This is a genomic window from Luteolibacter rhizosphaerae (assembly GCF_025950095.1).
In the GTDB taxonomy this organism is placed as follows: Bacteria; Verrucomicrobiota; Verrucomicrobiia; order Verrucomicrobiales; family Akkermansiaceae; genus Haloferula; species Haloferula rhizosphaerae.
Map to the genome: position 1 here is coordinate 321,978 of NZ_JAPDDR010000007.1, position 18,462 is coordinate 340,439.

The following is an 18,462-nucleotide window of genomic DNA, read 5'->3' on the forward strand; positions in this document are numbered from 1 at the left end:
AATGAGGCTTGGGATCGGGCTCCCAGAACTTCACCGGGGCGCGCTACGCCCGCTCCATCTGCGTTTCTTTCGGATTTTGTGGGATTGCGTGCAAGTTCGGACCTAGGGGGTCGCATGAATTTTTCACTGAAGGTTTCCTTCTGCCGGGTGGTATTCTCGCCGCGCACCCGCAATCTCTCATGATCCGCCTCGCCCTTGTGCTTTCACTGGTTACCACGCTCCACGCGAACGTAGGGATCGATATCGAGGCCTTCGGCAAGAGCCTGGGCGGCTGGTCCGCCAAGGGCAAAACCGCCTGCGATTACGAGCTCTCCGGCTCCAGCTACCGCACCTACAAGCCGGAGATCACTCCGACCCCGGATGGCGGCGTCTTCGCCTCGATCCGCATCGACCACCAGCGCGGCTGGCTTGCCAGCGACGATCACGCGGTGCTGGAAATCACGATCGGCAAGGACGGCTCGATCGTTTCCGCCCAATCGAATCTGGCCCTGCAGGGTAAAACGATCTCCAGCGACGTGATCCGCACCGGCGGCACCGTGGCCAGCGGCACCCCGGTCGTGGGTGGTGCCGTGAAAGTCGGCGCCGATCTGACCGCCGATCTTTCCTCCAAGTTGCTCCGCGAGAAGGTGGTGGAGCCTGGACGGGTAAATTTCCCCGCCGCCGTCCGCCACAATTATAACCTGCTCTTCCAATCCATCCGCAATGACAGCCCGGCCCCGCCGGCGACCGCGGTGATCGAGCCCCAAGGTCCACCCAAGCCGGGTCCGACCGCTTCCGCCCTTGAAATGAAGGGCGTGGGACAAGCCCAGGACATCAAAAAGTAAGAGTCCTGCCGGAAATGAAAACGGACGGGTGTCTCCACCCGTCCGTCGTGATCCGGAGCTGTCAGGGCTTGATTCGATAGAAACGCCTCGGCACCGCATTCGCGTCGATCACCAAGGGACTTCCGCCATTCACCGTGGTCCATGGCGGCTGCAGGTTATCCGAATACTCCAGCTTGCCTACCGGCCAAGCCAGAGACAGCAGGTTGGCCCGCGATCCCGAAACAGTGACCGAGTCGATCTCCCAGCCTTGGGGCGAGAGATTCCCCGAAGTGTTGTTGTCGGAGGACGAGACAAAGCGCAGTTGCACCCGATCTCCTGCGGACAGGTTACCCAAGCTGCATACGCTGGTGATGAAACCCGGATGGCCCGGGGAATTCTCCACGAAGGCCTGTTGGCCTTGGATCGTGGTGCCCGAGTTCGGGAGAATCGTACCGTTGTATCCGTTCTGACTGAAGGAAGCCAAGTCCACCCTTGTGAAGGCGCCGCCGTTCACGCTGACATCCACCACTCCACCGTCAAAGAGCCCTTGCTCGTAACTGTAGCGGTGAGAGAAGCTCAGGGTGACCGGTCCCGACGGTCCGACGATGTACACCGGGCTGGACAGATTCGAAGTGTTGTCGGTCCCGAAGCCCGAAGCCTGACCGTTGCTGCGCCACGAACCGGTCGTGTAGATCCAGTCCGTCTCCGGCGAAACCGCAGCACCGATCGCGAAGCCGCCACCGCTGCTGTTGAAGTCTTCGGTGCCGCCGCTGGTGGTCGCGAGGGTCGATAGCGTGGTGTTGAACACCACTCCCGCCTTTACCAGCACCAGCGAGGCATTCGAGACCTTGGTCAGTGTGTAACCGGCGGGAACGCCGGACACGCTCGGCAGCGCGCCGATCACATCACCGCTGCATCTGCACACTTCGTAGAAGGGTGCTGTCGCCCCACCTCCCAGAACGCTGAAGGCGATCTGCGCCCCCGCTTGCACGGTCAGGTTGCCGTTAACCCGCAGTTGGTCGGACGTCGCTCCGTCGATCTCGCAGTAGTAGGTCCCCGCAAGGGTCGTCGCTCCGGCCGTGAAGGTTCCGGCGGAAGCACCCGGACGGAAGCTGGTGCCGGAAGCCAAAGTCAGCGCCCCGGCATGCGAGCCCGTTGCTTCCAATGTCCCCTCGGAGATATTCAGGGTTCCCAGGTAGCTATGATCGATCCCTCCTGCCAGCCGCAGCGTGCCTGCTCCGGTCTTCAGGATCGAACTCGCGGCGGAGTCGGCATTGGCCGCGTCGGAGTTCTCCAACTCGGTGGTGACAATGAGGTCCGCTGCCACGCCGGTAACCACATCCGGGACATGGAAGGTGTGGACCGCCGGGCCAGCCGGGCTAGCACTCACCGCGAGCATGGCGATACCCGAGTTCCCTTGGGTGGCTCCAACACCGTTACCGATGGTCGAAGCGGTCGAACCGCCGACGGTGACATTGCCATTCAGTTGGAAGCTCTCCCCATTGTAGGAGCTGCCTCCGCCCGAGTAGCTCAGGGTCACCTGCCCACCGTTCAGGGTGAGGTTCCGGATATGAGCGTGACTTTGTCCGCCCGGTCCCGTCCCGGCGCTTTCACCGGAGACGATCCCCAGCGTGGCCGAGTTCAAGGTCACATCCGGTGAGTTCACCGGTCCTGCAGGGATCGCATTGACGCCCTGGACTTCCATCGTGGCTCCCGCGTTTACGGTGACGGCCGCGCTCGCCGCGAGACGGTTGTTGTTCTGGTTCCCGTCAAAGACCACGGTGCCGGCATTGATCGTCACCGTCTTGCCCGCGGAGTTCGCGCCGCGGATGCCCACGGTTCCGTTGCGCGAGAAGACTTGGCTGACTGGCGATCCCGTGATGCCGCCTTCCAGCCCGAGATTCCCGCTTCCGGTAACGGAAAGGGTCGATCCAACAGCCATCACCGTGGGGCTCTGGTAATTCACCCCGGCCGCCTGGTTGAGCTGCAGCTGCCCGCCGAGCACGTTGACGGTCGTGATGGGAGCGATGTCGCCAGAGGTGCCATTCCCCACCCGCAGCGTTCCCTCGTTGATCACCACGCTGCCGGTCACCAGGCCGAAGTTTCCGATCTCCACGGTGCCACTCCCGCTCTTGGAGAAGATCGCATCCTGGGCGCCGCCGATCAGCCAATCGGCACCGGTGATCGTGTAGTTGGTGTCGTTGTCGAAGCTCACGCCGGCAGGCGTGACGTCCGCCATCACCTCCACGGTTTTGAGCGCGGCGCTGTCGTCGAAGAACACCGCATATTCATCCGTGTAGACCGATGCCGTTCCGCCGGTGTAGGTCTTCCAGTTCTGCGAGATCCCGGAATCCCAATCGCCCGGATTGGTCGGATCGCTACCGGTCCATCGCAGGGTCGGAATGACGGTGACATCCGTGATCTCGCTGCTCTTTGTTCCGACGGCGTTGGTCACAACCACCGAGTAGGAGAACGGAGCGGAGGACGGCGTGTTGATCACTGCCGGATTCACCGTGTAGGTGGTGGCGGTCGCGCCGGGAATGTCCACGCCATTGAGCTTCCACTGATAGGTGAAAGGCGGAGAACCCGTGGCATCGACAGCCAAGGTGTAGGAGCCTCCTTCCATGATGGAACCGGACGGCGTCACTGTGGGAAAGTCGTTCACCAGCCCCGGGCCGGTATTGCTCAACGCTGCAGCGTAGAGTTGCTGCACACGGCCGGGCGTGACCGCGTGGCCGAAGATCGCGACCTCGTCGATCTCCCCGCGGAAGAAGTCGCCGGTTGTATTGAAGATCCCGCCCCCACCGACGTTGAAGTTGAATGCCGAGCTCCCGTAGTCGGCCACAACCTGATCGCGGTTGCCCACTTGGGTGCCGTTTACGAACAGGCGGTTGGAGGTCCCGTCGCCGGTCAGGCAGATGAAGATCCACTGGTCATCCACCATGCCGTGCGGCTGTACGATGTTGCCGTTGGTGGCATTGATCCAAGCCTCCACATTCACGTCATTTCCGGCATCGCCGAACTCGAGCAGGTCGTTCTGCCCGAAGTAGCCGCCGCGCGTGGTATGAGTCGCACCGCGTTTGATCCAGCCCATGACGGTGAATGCCGCACGTCCGTTCAAGAGTGCTTGCTTGCTCGTCATGAAGCCATCGGCATTCGGAAGGCTCAGGCAGGGGTTATTCGCCCCCAAGCCTCCGAAGCCCGACGCGGGCGAAGGGCCGCTGGTGGCATTGTGGGCTTGCGAGCTGTAAGCACCATCCGCCCCGCTGCCCAAGGTCCCCAGGTTATCCGCCGCCGGACGGGCCGCTTCATCCAAACGCCAGTAACCGACCGGAGCATCGGCAATCACATGCGCTGAATACCCTGCCGGATTGCTGCTACGCTGCGCCACGCGCGCCTGAATGCGCGCTTGGGAAAGCAGCGAGGGGAAGAAAGCCACCTCGTCCACCGAGCCGTCGAAGGTCCGGTTCGGAGCCGCGGTCGCACCGATCACGAAGGGGGCGTTGTCATTCGCCTCGTAGCCGTTGGTGACTGCACCTGTGACGGCTTGGACGCCGTTCACATAGAGCGTCATCGTGCCATTGATGCCGCCGGTGTAGGTCATGGCCAGATGTTGCCACTGCCCGGGCGTTACAGTTCCCCCGGTGAGGAAGGTGACATTGTTGGCCGCGGCCTTGTTTCCCATCCGGATTTCCCAGGTGGCGGAGTTTTGATAGATCAGGAACCCCGCACGCCCGGTGGTGAAGCTCATCGAGTTCACCGGCGAAAGGAGGGTCGAGGTATTGCGGCTGGGCAGCACCCAACATTCCACCGTGAAGGCATTGGTCCCGGTATGGGAGGGATTCAGTGCCGCATTGTTAGGGATGGTGATCGATCCGGTGTGATCGATTGCGGTGGGACTCGCGTTGTCGACGAAGGCGACGGCGGTGTTTCCTGCCACCGCGCCGGGAACCCCGCGCGTATTGAGCAGCTGGTAGGTTCCGTTTCCGGCGGCCCCCAAGCTTCCCGAGTTAATCGCGAGATCGATAGCCGCGACGCCATCGCTAAAACGATAGTAGGCGAGGGGGTTTTCACTCAGGATCTCCGATTGGTAATCCGCGCGGACGACCGGTATCAGAAGCGGCGATAGGAGGGAGGCAAGAAGCATCGGAGAGATGCTTCGCCACCCGGAGGAGGCGGGAGTTCGAGGTTTCATCGGGTTTTTTTTGGCACTTGGTTTGCCCGCCCCCCGACGCTTTCACTTATGGCACTTAACCATCGTGAATATGGATTTGAATGGCAGCCGAGGGCACGCAACCAATCGCTCGCATATTGGATATCATTTTTTATTTCAAGATCTGAGTTTATGTGCCTGTCAGACAAATCGTCAGCGAATCGCCTGTTTGCGGGAAATCCCTTGGCAGCACCCTCCCCATTTGAGGTGCGCTAGCGGGACGCAAGTTGCTTCCGAATATCGGCCACGAGAACTTGGAGCTCGCCGGTGAGCGCGGGGCTGTTTTCACCGGGATCGAAACGTAGCCGATGGTGAAGGGCCAAGGCCTGTGAAAGGACTTCGGGTTGGCGAAGGCGGGTAGCCAAGGGCATCAGCCAAGGCCCCAGCGGTTTCCCGGCCGGGCGCTCGCCCAAGATCTTGCGGGCGGGCTTCTCCAGCGAGGCCAAGGCGGTTTGCGGTGCCTTGGAGGGAGCGTGCTTCTTCCGCTCGTCTTCAAGGACTTTCCGGGAACGCCAGAGACTGCGGCCCACAAACGCGAGGCCAATGCCGATCGGGGCGATCAGGATAATCGTGATGATCAGCATGTGGCCCGGTTTGTCGCGCCAGATGAGGAGGTCCTCCTTCAAGAGCTGAGCCCAGTCCTGAAACCCTTGGAAGGCCCCTTTCCGCGGGGTCTCAAGGCCGGTCCAGTCCGCCGGGGTCAGGTCGACATCGAGCCAGCGCCGGTTCTCCTCGTCCCAAGCCCGGCACCAAGCGTGTGCATGGACACCGCGGATGATCATCTCACCGCTCTTGGGATTGCGCTCGGCGACCGCAAACCCCGAAACATAACGGGTGGGCACCCCGGCCTCGCGGAGCAAGAGAGCCGCCGCGGTGGCGAAGAATTCGCAGTGTCCCGCTTTGGTTTCTTCCAAGAATACACCGAGATAGGTGGCGCGCCTGGTTTCACCGATATACCCGCTCACCTTCTTATCGCGCTCCATCCATTTGTGCAGCGAGCCGGGGATCGAGTTATAGCGGGTGTAGCGGAAGTTATTATAAAAGTAATGAGCCAGCTTGGTTATCTTATCCTCCACGCTGCCTTCGTAGAGGTTGAGCTCGCCGGCGATCTGGCGGATCACCCGCAATTCCCGCTCCGGGACTTCGGTGTCGGGCTTGATCTCCAAGGGTCCGGTCTGCCTCCGGATCACCGACACCCAGGGAGGTTTCTCGGTGGCGAAGGACTCGTGCCACAGAACCCGGGCGTCGCAGACCGGCTGGGAAGGCTCAACCCGGAAGGTGCCGAAGGAATTGCGCTCAAATTCGGCTGCGAGGAATTCCTGGAGGCTCGCCGTATCCGCAGGCAGGGGCAGTAGACCGAATTGCCCCGCGGTTTCGATCTCACCGCGGAGACGGAAGCGCGGCAGGTCCGGGGAAATAGCGGCTTCCGGCGAGATGAGATCGGGCGGGCAGAGATGATAGCCGGCCAGGTCATCGCCGGGCTTGAGCGGGTCATCTTGGAAGTTCGGCGATTGGAAATCCGCGGTCTCGTTCCCGGCGTCCTTCGGAAGAACCGCCCGCCATGTCGGTGAATCCCAGCGATTGTAGGACGCCACCCGCAGCAAGCGCGGCAGCGGGCCTTTTTCCGGGAGGATCCGCCACAGGATCTCCTGCGACTGCTTGATCTCCCCGAGATTCCCGAAGGAGGTCGTCCGCTCGCCCACACTGCTCCCCGAGCCCGGGCTGGAGCGGCCGATGGTGAGGTAGTGATAAAGTGCGGTGAGCCCTTTCTGCCCCCCGATCCCTGCAGCGGCCGCCGCCAGAAGCGCGAAGGAAGTCGCCATCGTGGCACCTTGCCAGCCTCTGCCCACATGAGCGATGATCGCCCACGCCACAAGGATCACCAGACCCGGGTAGAACCAAAGGGTATCCGCATTCTGCCCCAGCGCGGAGGCCAGCAGCGTGGCGCAGAGGTAGACCTTATCGAAGCCGAAGCGCACGTCGCGGTACGGCAGGCCGAATTTCTCCGAATGCTCGCGCCGCCGCCGGACCATCATCGAAAAGGTGCCGAGCGAGAGCGAGGCGGAGGTGCCGTAGATCTGCACGAAGAGAAGCGGCAACAGCACCACCGGCAGCCAGGTGAAGACCCGCGACATGGTCGTGATCCGCGGGCCCGGCTGCATCATCACCAGCACCATCGCGATGACGAGGAACAGCACCGAAAGCCGCCATGCAATCAGCGAAGCCCGCTCGCCGAAATCCCAGCGCAGCCGTGACCATGCCGCCGCTTGAACCAGGAAAGCGCAGGCAATCCCCGGCCACCAACGGTCCGTGATCGCGCCCCAGAAAAGCAGGGCGGCGGTGATCAGGAGCGTGGGCAGGCGGTTCATCGGAACTTGTGGACTCTAGCTTCCAAATGCCAGGAAGTGCAAACCGGAGATCAAAGCTGGCGAGGAAGCTTCATCAATTCATTGGCGAGATCCCCCGTGCGGACAAAGTGACAGCGCGGAATCGCCCCCGGCTTGTCACGGCAGAGGATCACGGCGGAGGTTTCGATACCGGCGCGGTTCAGACGCTGGAGCAGGCGGGCGCGGTTGGGCGACCAGCCGGAAAAAACACAGAGGCATCCGGCGAGGTCGTCCGCATGACGCTGCACCAGCTTGGCCAGCGAATCGAAGTCTTCGCGCGGGGAACTCTCCACCCCGGCAAGCACCTCCAGCAAGGTCTCCGCCCGCGCGATCCCCTGCCCCGCCGTCACCACCCGCTCATGCCCGGCGATGAACATCAGGTCGATCAGCGATTCGCGCGCATCCACCGCCACCACGAAGGACGCGGCCACCGAGACCGCTTCCTCAAAGAGCGTATCATCCCCGACCGCCGGGAAGGTATCGAGGATCAGCCCGTGACGCGGAAAAAAGGTGTCCTCCAGTTCCTTCACCACCGGCTTCCCCGTGCGGGCCCAGGTCGCCCAATGGATCAGACGCAGCGGATCGCCCGGCTGATAGTCGCGCAAGCCGGTGAACTCGCCGGTGGCTCCGGCATGGCGGGCGGTCGCCTCGCCGCCCGGCTGGAAGCGCGCACTCCCCGGAAGCTCGAAGCGCGGCAGCGGATAGCGCTTGGGCAGCACTGCCAGACTCGACGCCGGCGCTGGCACCTTGCGGCAACGCTGGAAGAGCCCGAGCGGGTCGGGCAGGAGAATCCGCAAATCGTTCAGACGGATCAGCCCGCGTCGTCGCGGAGTCATCGACACCGGCACCTTCAGCACGGCATTCGCCTTCACCCGGTCGACCGTCTCGCTCCTCCCGCCTTCAAAGAGCCGCCGCATCTCGCAGAGCCAGTTCCAGCGGTAGTAGGCCAGCCAGCGGTCGTAGAGATTGCGCTTCTCCTCCCCGGGCTCGCGGCTGTGAAGGAAGAGTTCCTCGCTCGGACGGGGATCGGAGGGCGTTTCACTGAGCTCGATCCGCCTCAGATCCTTGCCCCGCAAATTGCGCAGGGTGACGTGATAGGTGAAGGGCTGGCCCGCGGTGGCGTGGGCGGGCATCTCACGATGCGCCTCTACCTTCGCCCGCCGGAACAGCACCGCGATCAAGGAAACCAGCGACAGACCGCAGGCGAGCGAGAAGGTCTGGAACACCGGCGGCTCCGCACTGCCCGCGGCCGCCCCGGTGGCGACGACGATCACGATCAGCAGGCCGATCCCCGCCGGTCGGATCCGGCGGCGGAGGAAGTAGTTCAAGGCCGTGCCGCGGGAGTAGAACCAGTACTGGTGCCCGCGGAAATATTGGCTGAGCCAACTGGGCTGCGGGGCGGATGGTGGCGGCTCGGCGGGCATTCGTGGTCCGTCGGAAAGCTCGGATGCGAAGCGCCTTTCGCCAAGGGGAAAGGTGAGCCAAACCAGCCCTCGCTCAATCCGGCGCGCCCTGCTCGAAACGCTTGAGGAAACGCCGCACGTAGCCGGATGAATTCTCGTCGGCGATCGCTCGCTTGCGCAGACCCTCGATCGCTCCGGGCGGTAGCCCGTCCACGATCTGCAATCGCTCGAGGACATTCACGAGATTGAGTAACGAATAGTCATCGATCTCTCGCGTCAGCTCCTTCGCCAGCGCGGCCTTCGCCTGCTCCTGCTTGCCGGTCACCCACAGGATCTCCGCCGCCAGGACACGGTTCGCCGAATGCTCGTCCTCCAGACGGCTCTCCGCCTTCCCGGCCACCTTGGCGATGCGCAAGCCCAGCAAACTCCAATAACGCTCTACCGGATCCTTCGAACCCAAGCCGGCGTTGAAGCGCTCCAAGTCCTTCCCCTCCCCGGCACGGAAGGCCAGATCCACGTTCTTGCCGTAGTCGAAGGATTCGGCCCGGACATAGGGCACGATCCCCTGCTCTCGCCCCAGCGCCGCAAACATCGGCTCGGGTACGATGCCGGTATCGCGCACGGCGATCATCGTCTGCTTCAGCGCTTCCCTCATCCCGGTCAAACGCGCCGCGTGATCCGGATCAGCCGCCAGATTCTTCACCTCCCAAGGATCCGCTTCGGTGTCGAAGAGTTCCTCGACCGGCTGCGGCGACTCCCAGAGACGCGCATGCTCCGGCTTCAAGGAACCCTTCCGGTAAGCCTCCCGCCATGCCTGCCACGCGGGTTGCCCGAAGGAGTAATTGCTATAGGGCGCCGCGGGCTGCTGCGGCATGAAACGGCGGATGTACTTCCACCTCCCCTCCGTCCAGCCACGGCGCATGCCGTACAGTTCATCGAAGCGATCCGCGAAGAGGAAGACACCGGCACCTTTCTCCAGTGCTTTCCGGTGTTCACCGAGGAAAGCCCGCCCCTGCATCTGCGGTGCCTTCTCAAGGCCCGCAAGCGAAAGCAGCGTCGGCGCGAAGTCCACGAAGGACACCGGTTCCGACACCGGCTCGGCCTCCTTGAAAGGACTGAGCTTCCGCCATTTCCCGGGAACTCTAACCAACAATGGAACGCGCACGCCGCTATCCTCCAGATAGCGCTTCCCGCGAGGAATCGCGCCACCATGGTCGGAGAAGTAGAACACGATGGTGTCCTCCGCGAGACCTGCATTCTCCAACTCATCCAGAATCTCGCCGACACGGTCATCGAGCTGTGTCACGCGCTCATGATAGCGCGCGATATCCGACCGCACCTCGGGAAGGTCCGGCAGATAGGGCGGCACGAAGACCTCGGCGGGTTTCAACCTCGTCACCGGCTCCTTCTTCTGCCGGAAGAGCGAGCTCTCATGGGTCATCCCCAGATTGAAGATCGCGAAGAAGGGCTGACCTTCCTTGCGATTGCGGTAGTGCGCCTTGTTAGAACTCTCGTCCCAGATCGCCGCGTCCTTGCCCTTGAAGTTGTAGTCCGTCTTCGCCGCGTTCGTGCAGTAGTAGCCCTGCCCGCGCAAGTAGAAGACGTAGGGCCTGAACTCCGCGGGAATGGGATGGCGGCTGCGCATGTGCTGCGTCCCCTGGCTCGGCGCGTAGATGCCATTGAGCAGCGTGGATCTCGCCACCGCGCACACCGCGGCATTCGAATACGCATGCGTGAAGCGACTACCCTCCGATGCAAGCCTATCCAACCGTGGCGTCCTCGCCTCGCCATTTCCATAGCAGCCAAGCCAGAACGCCGAAGTGTCCTCGCTGACGATCCAGAGGATGTTCGGTCGTTCCGCCGCGGGCGATGTACCGAGACAGCAGGCGGAAAGGAGAAGCAGGCTCAGGAGCTTGGAGAGCATGAGCAAGCATAGAGCCGCACCAGCCAGCGGATGACAAGCGCCGGACCTAGCAGAGCCACGGAAATAAAAAAGGGGCGCGAGATGCGCCCCCTCCTTGAGAGGCTATCGCCGCCTGAGGATCAGGCGTGATACTCTTGGATCGACTTCACCGTGAGTTCCTTCTCCTTCAGCGAGCGGATGGCTTTCACGGAGGCCACGGCGGCGGCCAGGTTGGTGCAGTGGCTGACCTTGTTCGCGACCGCGCCGGAGCGGATCTTCACCTCGTCCTCGCGGGCGGCGTGGCCGCTCGGAGTGTTGATGATGAAGCTGATCTCCCGGTTCTTCATCATGTCGATGACGTGCGGGCGGCGGCCTTCGTTCAGCTTGTAGAGGCGGTGGCAGGGAATGTTCTCCGCCTGGAGGCGGTCACAGGTGCCGCCGGTGGCGTAAACCTGGAAGCCGAGGTCCACCAGCTCGCGGGCGATGCCCATGGCCTCCGGCTTGTCGCGGTCGGAGACGGAGAGAAAGACATTCCCGGAGGTCGGCAGCGGGTTGAAGGCGCTGGTCTGGCTCTTCGCGTAGGCCATGCCCCAATCCGGATCGATGCCCATGACCTCGCCGGTGGAGCGCATTTCCGGACCGAGAACGATGTCGATGCCAGGGAAGCGGTTCCATGGGAAGACGGCTTCCTTCACCGAGAAGTGCGGCGGGATGACAGTCTCGGTGAAGCCGAGCTCCGGCAGGGTCTTGCCGACCATGATCTGCGCGGCGTACTTCGCGAGCGGCACGCCCGTCGCCTTCGAGACGAAGGGCACGGTGCGGGAAGCACGCGGGTTCACCTCGATGACGTAAAGCTGTTCGTCCTTCACGGCGAACTGGATGTTCATCAGGCCCTTCACCTGCAGCTCGCGGGCGAGTTCCTTCGCGGCGCGGGTGATTTCGCCCTTGATCGGCTCCGAGAGCGAGTAGGCGGGGATGACGCAGGCCGAGTCACCGGAGTGAATGCCGGCCTGTTCGATGTGCTGCATGATGGCACCGACGACAGCCATGGAGCCATCCGAGATGCAATCCACGTCCACTTCGGTGGCGCCTTCCAGGAAGCGGTCGACGAGCACCGGGCGGTCCGGAGACACGTCCACGGCCTCGCGCATGTAGCGGCGCAGCTCGGGCTCCTCGTAAACGATCATCATGGCGCGACCGCCAAGGACGAAGGAGGGACGCACCAGCACCGGATAGCCGATACGGTTCGCGATGGCGGCGGCCTCGTCTTCCGAGACGGCGGTGCCGGCCTCGGCTTGCTTCAGGCCGATCTTGTCCAGCAGCGCGGAGAAGTGCTTGCGGTCTTCGGCCAGCTCGATGCTTTCCGGGGAGGTGCCGATGATCGGCACACCGTGGCGCTTGAGATCCGCGGCGAGATTCAGCGGGGTCTGGCCGCCGAACTGCACGATCACGCCATCCGGCTTCTCCTGGTCGCAGATGTTGAGAACGTCTTCCAAGGTCAGCGGCTCGAAGAAGAGCTTGTCCGAGGTGTCGTAGTCGGTCGAAACCGTCTCCGGGTTCGAGTTCACCATGATGGTCTCGTAGCCGAGCTCCTTCAGGGCAAAGGCGGCGTGGACGCAGCAGTAGTCGAACTCGATGCCCTGGCCGATGCGGTTCGGGCCACCGCCGAGGATGATGATCTTCTTCTTGTCCGACTCGCGGGCTTCATTCTCGTCCCCGTAGGTGGAGTAGAAGTAAGGCGTGTAGGCCTCGAACTCCGCAGCGCAGGTATCGACGAGGCGGTAGGTCGGGACGATGCCGCGGGCCTTCCGCTCGGCGCGGATGGTGTCCTCGGTCGGCACATCCACGACAGCGCCCTCGGGCTCGGCGCGTGGCGGTGCGCCAGCGGGTTGATCCTTTTCGCCGTGGATGGAGGCGTCATGGATGGCGGGCGCATGCGCGCGGGCCATCGCGATCTGGCGGTCGGAAAAGCCGAGGCGCTTCGCGTCCTTGAGATCCAGCGTCGCGAGGTTCCTGCCCTCATCGGCGATCTCCTTGAGGTGATGGAGGAACCAGGGATCGATGGCGGTCGCCTCGAAAACCTCATCGATGGTCCAGCCGGTCACGAAGGCGGTCTGGAGCCAGAAGATGCGCTCGGCATTCGGCACGGCGAGCTTGCGCTCGATCTCATCGCGCGAGGCACCGTGCATGTCCTTCTTGTCGAAGCCGAAGCCCCAGCGCCCGGTCTCCAGCGAGCGGAGCGCCTTCTGCATCGATTCCTTGAAGGTGCGGCCGATCGACATGGCCTCGCCCACCGACTTCATCGAAGTGGTGAGGACCTGATTGGCCGTCGGGAACTTCTCGAAAGTGAAGCGCGGGACCTTCGTCACCACGTAGTCGATGGTCGGCTCGAAGGAGGCCGGAGTCTCGCGGGTGATGTCGTTCGGCAGCTCACCCAGCGTGTAGCCCACGGCAAGCTTCGCGGCGATCTTGGCGATCGGGAAGCCGGTGGCCTTTGAGGCCAGCGCCGAGGAACGCGACACGCGCGGATTCATCTCGATGACGATCATGCGGCCGGAGACAGGATCGATGGCAAACTGGATGTTCGAGCCACCCGTTTCCACGCCGATCTCACGGATCACGGCGAAGGAAGCATCGCGCATGATCTGGTACTCGCGGTCGGTGAGGGTCTGGATCGGGGCGACGGTGATCGAGTCACCGGTGTGCACGCCCATCGGGTCGATGTTCTCGATCGAACAGATGACCACGCAGTTGTCGGCGCGGTCGCGCATGACCTCCATCTCGTATTCCTTCCAGCCGAGGAGCGACTCTTCGATGAGCACCTCCGAAACCGGGGAAAGGTCGAGGCCGCGGAAGACGATCTCCTCGAACTCTTCGCGGTTGTAGGCGATGCCACCACCTTGGCCGCCGAGGGTGAAGGCGGGGCGGATGATCAGCGGGAAATTCTTACCCGTGTAGGCAGCGATCTGCTCGGCCACCACGCGGCCTTCTTCCATCGTGTGGGCGGTGCCGGATTGCGGCACATCCAGGCCGATCTTCAGCATCGCGTCCTTGAAGCGCTGGCGGTCCTCGCCCTTGTCGATGGCGTCGGCATTCGCGCCGATCATCTTCACCTTGTACTTGTCCAGGGTGCCGGCCTTGAAGAGCGACATCGAGGTATTCAGCGCCGTCTGGCCGCCGAGGGTCGGCAGCAGGGCATCCGGCTTCTCCCGGGCGATGATCTTTTCGACGACTTCCGGCGTGATCGGCTCGATGTAGGTCCGGTGGGCGAACTCCGGATCGGTCATGATCGTGGCCGGATTCGAGTTCACCAGCACGACCTCGTAGCCTTCCTCGCGCAGCGCCTTGCAGGCTTGGACCCCGGAATAGTCGAACTCGCAACCTTGGCCGATGACGATGGGACCGGAACCGATGACGAGAATCTTTTGAATCGAGGTATCTTTAGGCATGGCGGGACGGAGGCTGGCTGGCGGGCGGGCGGAGGCTAAATTTCGGGGTGTTTCGCAGGGTCCGCCGGGGATGTAAAGGGTTGGATTGACGTGATTTCGCCAGCACGCCCCAAGCCCCGGAATTCGGGGCATTTCCCGAAGTCTCCCAACGCCTGCTGCCACCATGCAGCTTGCCCGCCTGCCGGGAAATGGGCCTCAGGTCCCCTTTTTCTCCATCCCGGGCGGCATCCAATCCTTTTTCATCGGCTGAATCGCGGGCTCGGCAGGGGTCGGCGTCCCCTCGGGGCTGTCGGCGCCACCTGCAGGCGCACTCGCCGGCGCATGCTTGGCGAATTTCTCCCGGACCTGCCCGGCATCGATGTAGCCGACGAATTGGTCGACCCGCTTGCCATCGCGGTAGAAACGGACATCGGGAATACCCCCAACTCCTTCTTTTTGAGCGAGCGACTTGGCGTGATCCACGTTGATTTTGGCAACAAGGGTCCGGCCTGAATACTCCCCGGCGACCTCCTTGAGCACGGGGCTCAGCATCTTGCAGGGGCCGCACCAGTCGGCGTGGTAGTCCACGATGACTAGTTTCCCCGGGGTCTTGATGATCTCATCGAATTGGCCCTCGGTGATGTCCCGCACATCGGCAGCCCCCGGCGAAACGGCGGAGGCGGCGGTCTGGGGTTTGATCTGCTTGGCCTTCGACACGAGGTCTTTGGCCTGATCGCACGAGGCCAAGGCAAGCAGGGGCAGTAGCAGCAAGGGGGTGCGCATGCCGGAGGATACCACGCGGATTTCGAATTTACAGCAGCTTTAATCACTTGGCCCGCTCATCCCCCGCGAGGCCGGTTGCCATCAGGCGCAAGCGGTGCTAGGCATGGCGGCATGTATCGCGCCCTGATCCCCGTGCTGCTAGCGGGCAGCCTCTTCGCAGAAGACGAGAAGAAGACCGTCGCCATCTATGATCTGGAGGGAGTGCTCTCGGAGTCGGGGCGTCCCGAGGCCTCGCTCTTCGGCAGCCTGGGGATGGAATCAAACCGGCCCCTGACCCTCTTCGACCTGACCCGCAGCCTGGAGAAAGCCGCCGCTGACCCGAACGTGTCCGCCGTGGTGCTCGATGCGGATGATGCCGGGCTGGGGCTCGCGCAGATCGAGGAGATCCACCGCCGGCTCGGCGCGATCCGCAAGGCGGGCAAGGATGTCTGGCTCTACAGCGACTCGCTCAGCAATGCCACCGCCCTGCTCGGCTCGGCTGCGAATCACTTCACGCTGATGCCCGAGGGCGACGTGTCCTTCAGCGGCCTTTACGCGGAGTCGATGTATTACAAGGGCCTGCTCGACAAGGCGGGCATCGTGGCGGACGTAATCCACATCGGCGACTTCAAGAGTTTCGGCGAGGAATACTACCGCACCGGCCCGAGCGACTTCGCGAAGCAGCAGCAGGAGGAACTCATCGGCGGGATTTTCGACCAGATCGTCGGCAAGGTGGCGGAAGGCCGCAAGGTGCCGGTAGAGAAGGTAAAGGAATTGGTCGACCTCGGCACCTTCAGCCCCCAGCAGGCGAAGGAGGCCGGGCTGGTGGATGACTTGAAGCACCGCACCGACTTCTCCGCCGCCGTGCGCGAGGCCTACAAGGACGCGGACTTCGATCACGAATACTCCCTGCCGGACCTCGATGGGCCGGAAATCACCGGAATGTTCGACGTCTTCAAGCTGATGTTCCAGGCCGACAAGTCGAAGGCCGGGAAGAGCGATTACGTCGCGGTGGTCTCGCTCGATAGCGACATCTCCAATGAGACGATCGCGCCGGTCCGCGCGGAGATCCTCAAGCTGATCAAGGATGAGAACGCGAAGGCGCTCGTCTTCCGCGTCGATTCCCCCGGCGGCTCCGCCCTTGCCAGCGAGGTGCTCTGGGAGGCCACCGACGAGTGGAAGGCCACCAAACGTCCCTTCATCGTCTCCATGGGCGGGGTCGCTGCCAGCGGTGGCTATTACGTCTCCGCCGGTGCCGACCGCATCTTCGCGGAGGAAGGCACGATCACCGGATCGATCGGCGTGGTCGGCATGAAGCTGGTCCTCGGCGGTGCCATGGAAAAGGTCGGCATCACCACCCATGCCACCCAGCGCGGTGCTCGTGCCGGGGCCATGTCGATGAGCAAGCCTTACAACGAGGAAGAGACCAAGATGGTCCGCGACTCGATGCTCGGCGTTTACGGGACTTTCAAGAAGCGGATCGAGGGTGGCCGTGGGCCGCGCCTGAAGGGCGATCTGGAAGGCATGGCCGGCGGCCGGGTCTACACCGGCAAGCGCGCGTTTGAACTGGGCCTCGTCGATGAACTCGGCGGCCTCGGCGAAGCCATCGCCTACGCTGCCGAGAAAGCGGGCGTGGATGCGAACTCCGCGAAGCTCTCGCCCGAACCGAAGAGCGCCCTCGAAGGCCTCTTCGCCAAGCCCGAGAAACCCTCCGACGATGAGATCGTCCGCATGGGCGTCCGCACCTCGCCGGTGCAGGAAGCCGTGATGGCCAGCCTCGGTGAAGCCAAGCTCTCCACCCTGCCCAAGCCTGTGCGCGAAGCGGTGAAGAACGTCCTGGATCGCATCGACTCCTGCTCCGATTCTGCCATCCAGCTCATCGGCCCCGAGATCTCGATCCCGATGAAGTAAGCCCGCCATTCAGTCTGGGCCGCGGCACCGCCTGGCCAGCCTACTCTTCGCACCCCTTCCCTCACGGAAGGGGTGCTTTTTTATCCTCAATCCCCAAGGAGGGGGTGCGTCTCGCGCCCCTTCCATCTGTGCAATCCGTCCCGAACGGCGCCACCTATCTCCCGAACCGCCACCATTTCTTCCGGGGGATGTCGATGAGCGAGGAAGGACGGAAAGGGTTAAGGACTTCGGAAACCCCGTGGCGGTCGAAGCCCGTGAACAAGGCTTCTCCTCCCACCTTGAGCTTCAGCTCCATCTCGTCTGCGTGCAGGGGAATGACTGAATGAAAAAGGATGGTCCTGTCCGGCGCTTCAAGCCGGTGAAAGCCCGGCGGAACCGTCACCCCGGGCAGCAGGATGGCACCACACAGCTTGGTGTTGTTCGCGAAGGGTGCGGGCGGATTCCCGTTCGGGACCGTGTGCATCGGCCCGAGCCAAGTGTCATACTCATGCGGGAATCGCGCCAGGATCTTCAGCATCCGGACCGGCCAGTAGTAGGCCTCATCCTTCCACGCTTCCTCCCCCATCGGCCAATCCGGCGGCAGGGAGATCATCAGCTCGGCGAAGCGGTAGGGCTCGCAGCCTTCCGGCACGACCATCGCCCGGTCGCTCATCCCGGAGGTCACCAGCGTGTAACAATTGCGCTGGGGAGTCGGCTCCACCATGTGCACGTCGATGTGCACGAGGTCCGAAATCAGCTCGTGATACACCGTCTTGATCGGCCCGAGGTGAGTCTCGATGTGATCCGAGATGCGGTCGATGTTCTCCGAATCGCCCGTGGCGAACTCGAAGTCCTTCTTGCGCTCGCCGTAACGGTAGATCGGTTGGCCGGATTCGGATTCTTCCATGCTTTCCTATCTTCTCCGCTTCCCGCGCGGCGTCCAGCTTGAGCGCACGCTTCACCGGCTTTTCACCGGACGGATCCGCCATGCATTCAGCCTTGCCCGCCGTCTCCTCCCGCTCCATCCCTGCGCATGCGTTTCTCCGCGGTGCTCTTTGATTTCGATGGCGTGCTGGTCGATACCGAATGGGCGATCTACGAGGCGTGGCACCGCACCTTCCAAGGCAACGGCCACCCGCTCCCGCTGGAGACCTACACGCAATGCATCGGTTCGGACTTCGATACCTGGTCGCCCAAAACCCACCTCGAACAACTCACCGGCCGTAGCTTCGATTGGCACCAGCTCGATGAAGCCCGCCAGATCGAGATCCGCCGCGATCTCGAACAAGCCGGCCCCATGCCCGGCGTGGTGGCTCTCCTCGAAAAACTGAAAGCCGCCGGCACCCCTCTCGCCGTCGTCTCCAGTTCCTCCCACTTCTGGGTCGATGGCTGGCTGGAGAAACTACGGCTCATGCCGTACTTCGATACCGTGGTCTGTCGCGGTGATGCCCCGCGTATCAAGCCCGCCCCCGACCTCTGGCTGGAGGCCATCCGCCGCCTCGGCCTTCCCGCCGGCGAATGCCTCGCCATCGAGGATTCGCTCAACGGCGTGAAGTCCGCCAAGGCCGCCGGGTTGAACGTCTGGGCCGTGCCGAACCGGACCACCGCCTGCCTCGATTTCTCGCTGGCAGATTCGGTGATCCCTTCGCTGGAAGCCGTCACGCTCTGAGCGC

10 protein-coding genes are annotated in these 18,462 nt (G+C 63.2%); 3 read left to right on the forward strand and 7 right to left on the reverse strand.

The genetic code is table 11. The annotated features are described in order from the left end of the window. Positions 1-179: 179 nt before the first annotated feature. The gene (locus OJ996_RS15200; protein WP_264514472.1) at positions 180-824 is read left to right on the forward strand and encodes a hypothetical protein; all 645 of its coding nucleotides are present in this window, start codon (positions 180-182) and stop codon (positions 822-824) included. Between the two features lie 61 nt (positions 825-885). On the opposite strand, the gene OJ996_RS15205 is transcribed toward OJ996_RS15200, so the two are convergent. The 6 genes from OJ996_RS15205 to OJ996_RS15230 form a co-directional block, all read right to left on the reverse strand. Beyond that, a complete protein-coding gene (locus tag OJ996_RS15205; protein ID WP_264514473.1) occupies positions 886-4,950 on the reverse strand; it encodes a LamG-like jellyroll fold domain-containing protein in 4,065 nt (1,354 codons plus the stop codon). Between the two features lie 278 nt (positions 4,951-5,228). After that, complete coding sequence (locus tag OJ996_RS15210) at positions 5,229-7,385, reverse strand: transglutaminase-like domain-containing protein (RefSeq protein ID WP_264514474.1); 2,157 nt, start codon at positions 7,383-7,385, stop codon at positions 5,229-5,231. A gap of 50 nt (positions 7,386-7,435) precedes the next feature. After that, complete coding sequence (locus tag OJ996_RS15215; protein ID WP_264514475.1) at positions 7,436-8,827, reverse strand: DUF58 domain-containing protein; 1,392 nt, start codon at positions 8,825-8,827, stop codon at positions 7,436-7,438. Between the two features lie 73 nt (positions 8,828-8,900). After that, entirely contained in the window at positions 8,901-10,730 is a 1,830-nt protein-coding gene (locus OJ996_RS15220; RefSeq protein ID WP_264514476.1) for a sulfatase family protein, read from the reverse strand. A gap of 119 nt (positions 10,731-10,849) precedes the next feature. Further along, complete coding sequence (gene carB, locus OJ996_RS15225; protein ID WP_264514477.1) at positions 10,850-14,158, reverse strand: carbamoyl-phosphate synthase large subunit; 3,309 nt, start codon at positions 14,156-14,158, stop codon at positions 10,850-10,852. A 195-nt stretch (positions 14,159-14,353) separates the two neighbouring features. After that, complete coding sequence (locus tag OJ996_RS15230) at positions 14,354-14,920, reverse strand: thioredoxin family protein (RefSeq protein ID WP_264514478.1); 567 nt, start codon at positions 14,918-14,920, stop codon at positions 14,354-14,356. A 111-nt stretch (positions 14,921-15,031) separates the two neighbouring features. Here OJ996_RS15230 and OJ996_RS15235 point away from each other — a divergent pair, with 111 nt between their 5' ends. Next, positions 15,032-16,810, forward strand: coding sequence for a S49 family peptidase (locus tag OJ996_RS15235; protein WP_264514479.1), 1,779 nt, complete (start codon positions 15,032-15,034; stop codon positions 16,808-16,810). 154 nt (positions 16,811-16,964) lie between these two features. Here OJ996_RS15235 and OJ996_RS15240 read toward each other — a convergent pair whose 3' ends face one another. Then, the gene (locus OJ996_RS15240) at positions 16,965-17,696 is read right to left on the reverse strand and encodes a suppressor of fused domain protein (RefSeq protein ID WP_264514480.1); all 732 of its coding nucleotides are present in this window, start codon (positions 17,694-17,696) and stop codon (positions 16,965-16,967) included. 126 nt (positions 17,697-17,822) lie between these two features. Here OJ996_RS15240 and OJ996_RS15245 point away from each other — a divergent pair, with 126 nt between their 5' ends. Further along, complete coding sequence (locus OJ996_RS15245; RefSeq protein ID WP_264514481.1) at positions 17,823-18,458, forward strand: HAD family hydrolase; 636 nt, start codon at positions 17,823-17,825, stop codon at positions 18,456-18,458. Positions 18,459-18,462 lie beyond the last annotated feature (4 nt).

Bases quoted from the DNA above. Each gene is read 5' to 3' on its own strand.
- OJ996_RS15210 (WP_264514474.1), bottom strand. From the start codon at position 7,385: ATGAACCGCCTGCCCACGCTCCTGATCACCGCCGCCCTGCTTTTCTGG.
- OJ996_RS15220 (WP_264514476.1), bottom strand. From the start codon at position 10,730: ATGCTCTCCAAGCTCCTGAGCCTGCTTCTCCTTTCCGCCTGCTGTCTC.
- OJ996_RS15245 (WP_264514481.1), top strand. From the start codon at position 17,823: ATGCGTTTCTCCGCGGTGCTCTTTGATTTCGATGGCGTGCTGGTCGAT.
- carB (WP_264514477.1), bottom strand. From the start codon at position 14,158: ATGCCTAAAGATACCTCGATTCAAAAGATTCTCGTCATCGGTTCCGGT.
- OJ996_RS15240 (WP_264514480.1), bottom strand. From the start codon at position 17,696: ATGGAAGAATCCGAATCCGGCCAACCGATCTACCGTTACGGCGAGCGC.
- OJ996_RS15230 (WP_264514478.1), bottom strand. From the start codon at position 14,920: ATGCGCACCCCCTTGCTGCTACTGCCCCTGCTTGCCTTGGCCTCGTGC.
- OJ996_RS15215 (WP_264514475.1), bottom strand. From the start codon at position 8,827: ATGCCCGCCGAGCCGCCACCATCCGCCCCGCAGCCCAGTTGGCTCAGC.
- OJ996_RS15200 (WP_264514472.1), top strand. From the start codon at position 180: ATGATCCGCCTCGCCCTTGTGCTTTCACTGGTTACCACGCTCCACGCG.
- OJ996_RS15235 (WP_264514479.1), top strand. From the start codon at position 15,032: ATGTATCGCGCCCTGATCCCCGTGCTGCTAGCGGGCAGCCTCTTCGCA.
- OJ996_RS15205 (WP_264514473.1), bottom strand. From the start codon at position 4,950: ATGCTTCTTGCCTCCCTCCTATCGCCGCTTCTGATACCGGTCGTCCGC.